The sequence below is a fragment of the uncultured Fibrella sp. genome (assembly GCF_964250085.1).
GTDB lineage: Bacteria > Bacteroidota > Bacteroidia > Cytophagales > Spirosomataceae > Fibrella.
Window position 1 is genome coordinate 150,237 of record NZ_CAXUEC010000006.1, and the last position, 11,364, is coordinate 161,600.

At 52.4% G+C, this 11,364-nt stretch carries 10 protein-coding genes; 4 read left to right on the top strand and 6 right to left on the bottom strand.

All coding sequences use genetic code 11. The annotated features are described in order from the left end of the window. Positions 1-4 precede the first annotated feature (4 nt). The gene (locus ACFE8Q_RS19130; protein WP_375447038.1) at positions 5-3,094 is read right to left on the bottom strand and encodes an efflux RND transporter permease subunit; all 3,090 of its coding nucleotides are present in this window, start codon (positions 3,092-3,094) and stop codon (positions 5-7) included. Positions 3,095-3,125: 31 nt separating this feature from the next. Then, a complete protein-coding gene (locus tag ACFE8Q_RS19135; protein ID WP_375447039.1) occupies positions 3,126-4,196 on the bottom strand; it encodes an efflux RND transporter periplasmic adaptor subunit in 1,071 nt (356 codons plus the stop codon). 69 nt (positions 4,197-4,265) lie between these two features. Between ACFE8Q_RS19135 and ACFE8Q_RS19140 the strand changes: the two genes are divergently transcribed. Next, positions 4,266-4,496 carry a DUF433 domain-containing protein gene (locus ACFE8Q_RS19140; protein ID WP_375447040.1) on the top strand — a complete coding sequence of 77 codons (231 nt, stop codon included), beginning with the start codon at positions 4,266-4,268 and terminating at the stop codon, positions 4,494-4,496. Then, positions 4,477-4,806, top strand: coding sequence for a DUF5615 family PIN-like protein (locus ACFE8Q_RS19145; RefSeq protein ID WP_375447041.1), 330 nt, complete (start codon positions 4,477-4,479; stop codon positions 4,804-4,806). Before ACFE8Q_RS19140 ends, ACFE8Q_RS19145 begins: the two co-directional genes overlap by 20 nt. On the opposite strand, the gene ACFE8Q_RS19150 is transcribed toward ACFE8Q_RS19145, so the two are convergent. Genes ACFE8Q_RS19150 through ACFE8Q_RS19160 form a run of 3 tightly spaced genes read right to left on the bottom strand, consistent with a single transcriptional unit; the run spans position 4,796 to position 7,304 of the window. Next, the gene (locus ACFE8Q_RS19150) at positions 4,796-5,233 is read right to left on the bottom strand and encodes a DUF3995 domain-containing protein (RefSeq protein ID WP_375447042.1); all 438 of its coding nucleotides are present in this window, start codon (positions 5,231-5,233) and stop codon (positions 4,796-4,798) included. The two genes, ACFE8Q_RS19145 and ACFE8Q_RS19150, sit on opposite strands and share 11 nt — an antisense overlap. A gap of 7 nt (positions 5,234-5,240) precedes the next feature. Further along, positions 5,241-6,638 carry a TolC family protein gene (locus ACFE8Q_RS19155; RefSeq protein ID WP_375447043.1) on the bottom strand — a complete coding sequence of 466 codons (1,398 nt, stop codon included), beginning with the start codon at positions 6,636-6,638 and terminating at the stop codon, positions 5,241-5,243. A gap of 48 nt (positions 6,639-6,686) precedes the next feature. Further along, positions 6,687-7,304, bottom strand: a complete 618-nt coding sequence (locus ACFE8Q_RS19160; RefSeq protein WP_375447044.1) for a TetR/AcrR family transcriptional regulator — start codon at positions 7,302-7,304, stop codon at positions 6,687-6,689. Positions 7,305-7,548: 244 nt separating this feature from the next. On the opposite strand from ACFE8Q_RS19160, the gene ACFE8Q_RS19165 reads away from it, so the two are divergent. Next, positions 7,549-8,157, top strand: coding sequence for a thioredoxin family protein (locus ACFE8Q_RS19165; protein ID WP_375447045.1), 609 nt, complete (start codon positions 7,549-7,551; stop codon positions 8,155-8,157). Between the two features lie 95 nt (positions 8,158-8,252). Beyond that, the gene (locus ACFE8Q_RS19170) at positions 8,253-8,801 is read left to right on the top strand and encodes a hypothetical protein (RefSeq protein ID WP_375447046.1); all 549 of its coding nucleotides are present in this window, start codon (positions 8,253-8,255) and stop codon (positions 8,799-8,801) included. A 128-nt stretch (positions 8,802-8,929) separates the two neighbouring features. Here ACFE8Q_RS19170 and ACFE8Q_RS19175 read toward each other — a convergent pair whose 3' ends face one another. Next, a complete protein-coding gene (locus tag ACFE8Q_RS19175; RefSeq protein ID WP_375447047.1) occupies positions 8,930-11,254 on the bottom strand; it encodes a glycoside hydrolase family 95-like protein in 2,325 nt (774 codons plus the stop codon). Between the last annotated feature and the right edge of the window lie 110 nt (positions 11,255-11,364).

The following is an 11,364-nucleotide window of genomic DNA, read 5'->3' on the forward strand; positions in this document are numbered from 1 at the left end:
ACAGCTAATGAATCAACTCTGCCTCGTTGCGATTGACCTTGACCACAACGCTCGGTGGCAATAGTTTATAAAGCACCGGCGTAACAATTCTCGACAGTAACGTACTGGAAATCAAGCCTCCAATTAATACCCAGGCCAGCGGGCTATAAAGCGGATTATTCTCGATCGCCAGCGGAATCAGGCCACCAATGGCCGTGAGGGATGTAAGCACGATGGGCACGAAACGCACCTCGCCCGCCTCACGGATGGCGGCTTCGAGCGGCATACCTTCTTCGCGCAACTGGTTGGTGAAATCCACTAGCAGGATCGAATTTTTCACTTCGATACCGATCAACGCGATCAGGCCGATGATGGCCACGAACGAGAACGGATTACCCGTCAGCAACAAAGCGGCAATGGCCCCGATAACGCCCAACGGAATGACCGACAGCACGATCAACGAACTTTTGAAGGTGCCGAATTCGAGGATCAGCACGGCCAGAAAACCAAAGGCGGTGAGGAGAATAATGGTGCCAAGTCCACCAAATGATTTCTCACGACTCTCCAGTTCACCCGCTGCTTTGTAGGAAAAACCGTTGGGAAACGTCATGGTGCTCATCCTATTCAGCACGTCCGTGAAGACGTTGTCAACCAGATAACCGGTTTTTACGAAGCCCGTAATGGATACGTACCTGTCTTTGTCGTAATGACGAATCTGGCTGGTTCCCGTTTCAAATTGCAGATCGGCGATCTGGCGAAGCGGTACGGCCGCCCCCGTGAGGCTGTTTACATAAAGATTGCTCAGTGCTTCCTGCGTCACGGCCCCGTTGGCCAGGCGGGTGCCGCCCGCCGTTACGTTGATCACATAATCATCGGATGTTTCCGGGTCTTTGAAAGTACCTATGTTCAGGCCAGCTACTGCCAGGCGGATCGTGCGGTTCACGTCGGTGATAGACAGGCCCAGCAACCCGGCTTTTTCTTTATTAATCCGCACGCGCAGGTCCGTTTTTCGGGTGGCGAGCGGGTTATTAATGTAGATCAGGCCAGGCGTCTGGCGGAAAATCTGTTCTACGCGGGCGGCCTGGGTACGTAGCGAATCCAGGTTATCGCTGAAAATACGGACCGCCACGGGAGCTTCCTGCGCGGGCCCCTGTTCAAAGTCTTTTACTTCAATTTTAGCGTTGGGATAACTGGCTAGCTGCTCGCGAAGTTTGTCGATAATGCGTTGCTTCTCAGCCGTTTTTGTATCGGACTGAAGTTGCACGAAGAGCTGAGCAAAGCTAGCCGATTCGCTTCGTTGCGTAATGTTGTAGTAAATGCGCGGATTGCCTTTGCCTACGTTGCTCGTGAAATACTGAACGCTTTTTTCGCGCTTCAACACGTCTTCCACATAGCGGGTCACTCGGTTGGTTTCGGGTAAACTGCTGCCATCGCCCGTTTCGATATTGATCATGAACTGCGGTTTCTCGGAAGCGGGAAACAGGGCAAAGCCCACCTTTTTGAACAACGTCAGCGACCCGCCGAAAAGGAGCGCGGCAACCAGCAACGTGATCACCGGAAAGCGCAGACCGGCGTTGAGCAACGGGCGATACGAGACACTGATGATTCGCTTCAAGCCACGTAAAAACCAGTTCCCTTCCGGGTTATGGTTATGTGTCAACAGACGACTGCTCAGAAACGGCACGATCGTCAGCGACACCGCCAATGACGCAACAACCGTGGTGACTACTGCCGTTGGTAGCGACCGGATAAAGTCGCCGGAGCCTTCGGGCAGGAACATCAGCGGCAAAAAAGCCAATACCAGCGTGGTTGTACATCCGATAACGGCCAGCGTAATCTGGTTAGTTGCTTTAATAGCCGCTTCCCGCTTGTTGTATCCTTCGCGCAGGTAGCGCTCAATGTTTTCGACCACAACAATGCTATCGTCGACCAGAATACCAAGGGCTACAATGAAACCAACGATACTTAACTGATTGATGCTGAACCCAAACGCGCCCAACAGAGCCAGTCCGATAGCCAGCGAGAGCGGAATGGAGATCATTACAACCGAGGCCGCCCGGAAGCCAAGCGGCAGCAACGTCAGCGAAACCAGCAGAATGGCAATGCCGAAATCTTTGGCAAAACGGGATAGCCGGGTACTGACACTGGCCGCCTGATCGAAATTCTTGGTCAGCACGATATGCGACGGCAGCGTTTTGCCGAACTGCTCGATAACCGGACGAAGCTGAGCGCCTACTTTCTCGATATTTGCCCCCGCTTTTTGGGCCGCCGTAACCAGCACCGCCCGGTGCCCATTGAGCCGTGTGATGTAGGTCTGGTCTTCGTAGTTCAAATCCACATCGGCAATGTCGCGCAGATAGATCGTCTTCTGCCCATTTGTCGACACGATCGTGTTCCGAATATCGTCCAGCGACTGGTAATCGCCCGACGTTTTGACGTTGAATTTCCGCGTACCAGCCTGTAAACTGCCCGCCGGAATGTTCAGGTTCTCGGCCTGCAACGCGCCCACAACCCGGTTTACGGCGATACCCGCCTGTGCCATCTTCTCAATGTTGAGCGATATGCGTACGGTTGTTTTCGGGAAGCCCCAACTGGCTACATTTTTCAGGGTCTTCACCTTTTCCAGTTGTTCTTTCAACCGGTCGGCCTGCTCGCCTAACTCCTTGTCAGAGGCTACTTCCGATTGAAGAGCAACCTGCACGATGCTGACATCAGTAGGCGAAAACTTCCGAATTTCGATCCTGAACATATCGGCGGGCAATTCAGCCCGAAGCGCGTTGACTTCGCGCACCATTTCCTGGTATTTTTCATCGGGGTCCTGCCCGTACTCATATTCGACCCGCGCCACGACCAACCCATCTTCGATGTTGGTGATGATGTGATCCATGTTGTCGAGGGCATTGAACCGGGCCTCTACAGGGTCGGCCACCAGTTCTTCCATATCCTCAGCGTCGGTGCCGGGATAAACGAAGATGACAGCGAATTGTGGTGCCGTAAATTCGGGGTCTTCGCCCCTCGGCATGTTCAGCAGCGAGTTAACCCCGAGGGCTACCACCGCAATGAACAACACCAGCATAAACTGCCAGTTTTTGACGGAAAATTCAGCTAAGTTCATAATGAATGGGGCGCAGATTTAAGTGGGAAAATCACTTCACGGCAACAAGCGAACTTTCCGTCAGGTAGGCAGACCCTGACGTAACAAGCTGACTACCTGCATCTATACCCCCAGTAAGCAGTACGCTCTCACCGCTGATATAGCCAATCTGAATAGGCTGTTTACGAATGTGGCGGCGGTCAGATTCGAGCACGTACACAAATCCCTCTTTTCCATTTCCTTCAACGATGGCTTCGATCGGGACAAGGCTGTAAGTACGTTGCAGAGCGGGCGTGAGGGTAACTTTGGCAAAAAGACCAGGCGCCAGTTTCACCCCATTGCCAGCCAGGCGAATCTCGATTTCATACAGTTTATTCATGGGGTCGGCGGCCTGAGCCAGTTCACTGATCGTGCCCGTCAGGGTGCGGTCGGGATAGGCGTCGAGGTGGATGCTGGCGCGATCACCGAGTTTCAGCCGCGCCCAGTCTTTATCAGAAATGCCAACCCGCACCACCCAGTCGGAGCGGCGGTTGCCTGAAAGCAGGTACACGCCCGCGCCCGCCGCTACAAACTCGCCTTCGTTGACCAGTTTGCGCGTCACGGTGCCATCAACCGACGCCCGTATCTGCGCATAACCCCGGTTAAACTGCGCAATGGTCAGGTTCTGTTTTGCCACGTTGCTGCCTGTGGTTGCATTCTGAAGTTGTTCCAGCGTGGCGGCGGTATCAGCATACAGTTTTTCAACCCGACCCAGATCACGCTCCGCTTTTTCCTGCGCCAGTTGCGCCTGCGTTACCTGCGCGTCAATTTCGGTCAGGTTGAGCGTAGCCAGCAGTTGCCCTTTCCGAACGCTTTGCCCCTCCTCGACATACAATTTGTTGATGATGCCACCAACCTTGAACGATAGCCGCGCTTCTTCCGACGAAGACACCAGACCTGATGCCACTACAGGCTCGGCCCGCATAACCTGCTGCACCGATGCCAGCCTGACCGGCACAACCGACGCATCCGTTTGAGTAGAGTCGGCAGGTACGTTGCTGGCCGTTCCGCTTTCCTGCTTGCTGGCACAGCCCCAGAGCGCACCAATTAGTAGCAGTGAATAAAAAGAATAGATACGTTTCATGTGCGTGTTTGATTGGACACTTTTAGTAAATTGTCGTTGTTTTCGAAAAGCAATATGTATGAATTCACTATGAATCAACTAATCACTATACACCCTGATATTCAGAGCGGTACACCCGTTTTCTTCAATACGCGTGTACCTATTAAAAATCTTTTCGATTACGTGCGCGGCGGAAATACAGTGGCTGAATTTTTAGACGATTTTCCTTCTGTTCAATTCAATCAGGCGGTAGCTGTTCTAAACCTGGCAGAGTCAATAGTTACGCTTACCCCTTCGCAGTATGCTAAAACTGCTTCTTGACGAGAACCTGCCCAGAAAGCTAAAATTTAGGTTTGGCGATGGCTATCATGTCTTGACTGTACCCGAAATGGGCTGGAGTTCGCTGAAAGACAGTGAGCTTCTTGATGAAATAAGTCAGGCGTCTGTCGATTACTTAATCACAGCAGATAAGAATCTTATTCATCAACAGAACACGGATAAGTGGGCAGGTAAGTTGGTTATTCTTGATACACTCGACAACCGGTATGAGACGCTGCTTCCATTAGTTGATATCATAAAGGAACGATTGACGAATGGCGAAATCAGGAGCTTCCATTTGATTAAAGGGTAATTTGATCTTCGATAGAAACGGCTGTCCAGAAGGCACTTATGCTGATTGTCAGGCAGAGCGGAATGTACAATTCGGTGTCCATTTTGGCGAAGGCCGTATCCGTTATGCGCTTGAAAAAGCCAACGTACCTGAAGTCGCCGATGACACGCAGGAAGAAGATACCGCCAACCACCCACAGCCCGTACTGAGCCAGCCAGTTGGGTAATGGTATGGGCAACCAGCCAATTTTTTGCAGATGTAAGCCGGCCATAACAGCCAGCCCGGCCGCAACGAACAACGTAGCGAATGGTCCGGGTGAGAAGGCTTTGGCTTTTCCCGGCAATTCAGGAATGGCCACGGCGGCTCCCCATTTTCCGCCAACTGCCCAGTACATATGAAGGCCACTGATTGCCAGTAAAAGCACGGTATTGAGTACGGCTGGAATCATGATCTGGCTAGTTTACCGCCGCGGCCCGGTCAAGGGCAGCCCGTTTGATGAGTATGTCCATGCGGGCCAGCGATTGCTGCAGTTGCGCCGTGAGCCGATCGTTCTGTACGCGTAGAAACTCGATCAGCAATACCTGTCCGTTACGGTATTTACTATCGAGTACCCGAAACGTCTGCTCGGCATTGGCCATGCCCGACTGTGTGGCGGCCAGACTTTCCTGTGCGGCATTTAAATCGTAGTACGCTTGCAGCACCTGTAGTTGAATTTGGCGTTCTACCTCGGTGAGGCGGGTTTGCAGCAGGTTGGTCTGAACTTTGGCCTGCTGAATTTTCGACCGTTTTTCGTAGCCGCGAAACAGATCCCATTGCAAGCCAACCTGGGCCAGTGCATACGCCTGATTTCGGAACGTATAGCCGTAGCCTTGAAACCCCAAATTGCCACCGACATACAGGTTTGGGATCATGGCGTTGGCCTCGTTTAGTTTAACGGCCGTCTGCGCCGCTGCCAGTGTGTAACCTAGTTGCCCAACCTCCTGCCGGTTTCTAACTGCCAGCTGTTGCAGGCCGGTCAGCACCTCAGTGGATTGAACCAGCGCTGATGGCTGGTCTATTACTGGAACCGACGCCAACGAAGAGTCTATCTGGATACTGGCAGTCAGGTCGCGGTTGAGCAGAAAATTGAAGTATGCCCGCGCCGATTCGCGATTTCGTTCGGCCAGGGCCACCTGCTGGTCTACTTTGCTGAGTTCATATCTAGCCTGCGTGACCACTTCCTTCGTCGCTACGTTGTTGCTCACCAGCTTCTCGTTCAGGCGGGCCAGTTCGCGAAGGGTGCTGCGTGCATTGTCGTAGATCCGCAAGCCGTCGAGCGTTTGCAGATACTGGTAATAAGCCGACTGAATCGTGTACCGGATTTCATTTTCGATGACGCGCTTACGAGCCTCCTGCGCCGACACCAGACTCTTCTGAATCAGGTAGTTGTATTGCACATCGGTATTATAAATCGCATATTGCACCGTCACCTTCGTGTCATGAAAATCATTGGGAGCCAGCAGTTGATTCACGTTCGGAATATTGGTAGGAAACCGATCAGCACCCGTCAGGCTGTTCAAGGCTGCATAAGCGGGATTCAGCAAATCGCCCACCGGAAATTCGAGCCGCCGCCCGCCCGCCGCCAGTGAATACGTTGGGTTGAAAGCAACCCGAGGGTAAAACAGCGATTTAGCCTGATTCAGCGATTCTTTCACGCGGCTGATCTCAAGTCCCTCCTGCTTCAGCGCCAGATTATTCTGTAACCCTTCCTGCACGTACCCGTCCAGCAAAGCCGACGTACCTGTTTGAGGCTGCGCTTGCCCGGCCAACGAGCCTAGTAACGTGAAAATTATAGTGTATAAAACCTGCCTCATAATCGTATCATAGTTAATGAACAGTGTTTAGTAAACGGGTAAATTTTTTTAAAGCCCCTTTTTAAGTGTTCCGCAAAACAGCGCAAATGCTTTCTCCATCAATTCAGCCCGGCGTTCATCGGAGAACATGTTCATGCGTTTACGAATAAATAGCGCTGTGTAGCCATGAATGGTGCTCCAGATCATCATAGCGGCCACTTCGGCATCCTGCGGCTGAAAAACGCCTGCATTAATGCACTCCTGCACTACCTGGACCAGCATGTTGAACGCTATCCGGCCCTCTGTCCAGATATCTTCCCGGCACTCGAGTGTCTCCATTGGTGCCGTAATGATGAACATGACATCGAATAACTCAGGGTTTTCAACGGCGAATCGCGTGTAGCTTTGGCCCATTGTGACCAACTTCTCAAATGGGTCAGCAATATTTATAATCGGCTGAAAGTCAGCCATCATTTTACCAAATGCCTGTTGATGTATGGCATACATCACCTCGTTTTTATCTTTGAAATACAGATAAATGGTAGCCGGGCTATACTCAATCTCATCAGCAATAGCACGAATGCTTAACTTTTCGTAGCCATTAAGTACGTACAGATGACGGGCTGCATCCACAATTCGGCGACGCATCTCTTCTTTCTCCCGCTCTTTTCGCTCTACAATTCCCATTCGAATCTGATTAACACATCAAACATACTGAACGCTGTTTAGTAAATCCAATTTACTGCCACAACTTTTTTGTTATGATTGAGTAAACGGTAGCCATTTTGCGGCTTCAGTCCTAAACGGATAGGCGATGGCAGTCATACTTCTCGCCGTTCGGGGCCAAAATTTAGTACCCAATCAGCTACCGCTGCGATTGCATTAATACTTTGTCGTTATTCGCTGTCTAACCGTTGTGAACAATAACACCATGAAACCATTTCTGTTGGCCATGTTGCTGGGGGTCCTGACCTTACCGGCTCTTGCACAGCGGCCCGCATCGGGCTACACTTTAGGTGATGTAGCTGCTTCCTTTGCACTAACTAACGTAGATAATCGGACGATCTCGTTAGCCGACTATAAGAATCAGAAGGGAGTGATTGTCGTTTTTACCAGTAACCATTGCCCCTTCTCAAAAGCTTATGAAGACCGGATTATAGCCCTGGATCGTAAGTTTGGTCCGCAGGGCTTTCCCGTTATTGCCCTGTTGTCGGGTGATGCATCGCTGTATGAAGAAGACAGTTTTGAACGGATGCAGGTACGTGCCCGCACCAAAAATTACACATTTCCGTACTTACTCGATGAGAACCAGACCGTAACCAAAGCCTTCGGTGCTACGCGTACGCCACAGGTATATGTATTAAAGCGCAGCGGCGACCGGTTCACCGTTGAGTATATAGGTAGCGTCGACGATAGTCCTCAGGATGCCGCCGGTGCGCAACGAGCGTATGTCGACGATGCCGTTGCCAGCCTGCTGGCGAGCAGACCAGTGGTAACCCCACTCACAAAAGCCATCGGCTGCGCTATAAAGTTGAAGTAGTCTGGTAAAGAGGCCCCCTGTTCAGGGGTCTCTTTTTTTACTGGCATGGTCTTGGCAGATTAATTCTCTGTTAAACCAAACACATACACAACATAATGAAAAAGCAAACGAGATCCTTCGCTTCTCTTTTCAGTATTGGCCTGTTGGCTACGTCCATGACTTTGTTTCAGGCGTGTAGCTCTGATGGCAAAAAGGAGTCACGCACGGAAGACGCGATGGAGCAAACAGGCGACGCCGTTGCTGCCGATTCTAAAGATGCTGCCGCTGATGCCCGTGAAGGCTTAGATAAAGCTGGCGACAAAGCAGAAGCCGCTGGCGATGAGGCCGCTGCCGATTTCCGTCGCGAGCGCGACGAGGCGGTTGCCGACATGAAAGTGCAACGGAACAAGCTCGATGCTAAAATTGATAACCTGAAAGCTGATATCAAGAGTCAAGGGGCCAAGGCGAAAGCAAAATCGAAAGACGAACTTGCTGAATTAGAGCAGGAACGCAAAGAACTTGGCGACGACATGGACAAGGCGCAGAACGCCACAGCCGCCGCCTGGAAAGACATCAAAGGTGGTTTCAAGCAGGCCGGTAAGTCTATTGGCCGGGCCTTTGATAAAGCCGAAGATAAAGTCGATCCAGACGGAAAGGACGACTAGAAATAGAGTCCAAACGGTCAAGGCCCACTGGTCAACGTTGCTTCGCAGATCAGCATAGCAACGTTGACCAGTGGGCCTTGACCGTTTGGACTCTATTTTTTCAAATCCCCACTTCTGTAGAAAAAAGCCTACATCGACTTTAGAATCAGTACCTCACCGGGCTTGCAATCACGGACCAGTTGATCGGATTCCATTGCCTGCCCATTTACGCTGATCTTCCTACCAAACGGATGTACCAGCGTTAGTTTGCCACCGGCCAGGCTCTTCACCCGAACTTCTGTCACGGCTCCTTCTTTTACCGTTGCGCCGATTAGAAACGAACCATCGGCCCGCACATCGTCGAAGCTTAGATTTTGCCAGGTACGTGGTCGGTTAGGCAGCACGTAGATGGCTTCGTCGCGGCTTTGTACGAGCAATTCCAGCACCGCATTCAAAGCGCCAAAGCCCGCATCGAGCTGCATCACTTCGCGGTTCTGTTTTTCCAGTTCCCAGTCAGGCGCACCTAACAGACTGGTACCATTGGTGTTGGCATTACTCAGCGTCCCGCGCCCTTCATTGGTGTAGTTTTCTTTCCAGTAATGCAGCCACTTAATGGCGGCGTCGGTTTGGCCCATCCGGCTCAGGATCGTCGATGCCCACGGTACAGACCAGCCTGCCCAACCACCCGCGCCCTTATATCGCCAGGCCTGTAAGCTATTATCCACCAGTTTGCGTTGCACGGGGTCGTTCAGGTCCAGGGTCGCAAATGGATACACACCGCCAAGATGCGAATGATGCCGGTGGCTTTCGATCAGGTCCATGCCCTCCCAGAGCGCAATGCGTTCGTTACTCATGTTCCATTCGTCCACAAACTTGCCCTTGAACGTTGTGTAGGCAGGTAAACGCTTGTCCACATCGGCCCAGCGCGGGTCAACAGGCTTGCCCATTGCCGCCGCCGCCAACGGCAGAATACGACAGATACGGTGGAGCGCCGCCAGTTGAAATGAGGCGTCGCGCCCCCAGGCGTTCATATCTGCGCCCCGATATTCGGGACTAACCGATACGGGCAGGCTGAATTTCTTTCCCCCGTCGCCAGTCGACACTTCTTCGAGCATGGCAAAATAACCTTCGAACGCACCATTGAGCAATGGCCAAACCGTCTGATTCAGCAGTTGCGGCGCGTCGGGCTGCTCAAGGCCATACCGATAATTTTGCCAGGCCATCATTGCCATCCAGGCCGTGCAGGCATGGTCGACGGTGCCGGTCCAGAACGTACCTACCACGTGGCAGCGATCATCCACCGCATGGGGCAACATGAGCGCCCCTTTCCGACCGAAAAACGCTTCCCCATTCTTTTGCAGTTGCGGCATCCAGCCACCAATCATTTTCCACAACGGGCGGAAATTCGCCAGCCGGTTGGTAGCCAGTGCGGGTGTGTAGATCATCTGCACGTTGATGTTGAAATGGTAATCGTTGCTCCAGGGTGGCAGTTGATAATCTTCCATAAACGGCCCCTGCAAGGTGCAGGCCAGCCCGTTTGGCGATGTGGCGCAGGCTTGTTTGTAGAGGCCGTAGTCAATGATTTCCTGCAAAAGGGGATCGGGCAGCGCAATGCGGGGCACCACCTTGTAATAACTCTGCCAGAAGGTGTCGGCGCTCGCCACGGCCGACGGTGCCCTGTCGAGCAAAGCCTGCATGGCAGGGTAGTCGAAGCGGCGGGTTTTACGGTTGTAGTAGAGGTTACTGGTCTGAATATACAGGTGCTGCTCGTTGATCAGGTCATAGCCAACCAGCAGCGGGTCATCTTCGGGCAACGGCTGAATGAACGCTCCTTTGCCGTTATTATCTTTCAGTACCCATTGCGGCTCTTCGATGCTTGCCGCCCGCAATGCTTCAGCCACAAACGTGTAGTGTGGAATGAGTTTATACGCCAGCTTGCCGCGCAGGTCTTTCGGAATTTCCAGTTCCGTCACTTCCAGGCTAGCCGCCTGCCGAACGTTCAGCACGTGGCTTACCTGTTGCGGGTCACGCACAACGATCTGCAACAAACCCCGGTCTGTAAATAAATTACCGTACTGAATGAGCCAGCCTTCGGGCAGGGTCACGTCAAGCCGCCCACCACCCAGTTGCTGCGGATGCCCGAGCGACGGCTTTTCTGACCGGGGTACCGCAAAGGCAGCGTCGATGGCCGCTTTATCGCCCGTCTGTAGCTTGGCCTTCAGGTCAGCATAGGTAATTTTTGTGTTGAAATCCACCCCACCCCGATGATCCCAGAATCCGGTGCGGCTAATGGTAAAATGAAGGGTTCGACCGCCTCCCCAGACCATGATTCCCTGTGTGCCATTGCCTAGTAACACACCTGTGTGGGGGCGGGGTAGCGGAAACTGCCAGGTCAGCGTACGGGCGGGTGTCTGAGCTAGTGCCGTTGACAGCGTGAAAAAAAGAAGCGTAAGGCTACAGAAAAGGTTGGTCATAATAAATTGGCGAGAAAGAGGGTGGGAGACTTTTGGGGAATGAGCAGTTGCCCCGGCCAGGTGTCCACAAACACGTTTTCAGACGGATAAAATACCGTACTTTGAGCTAT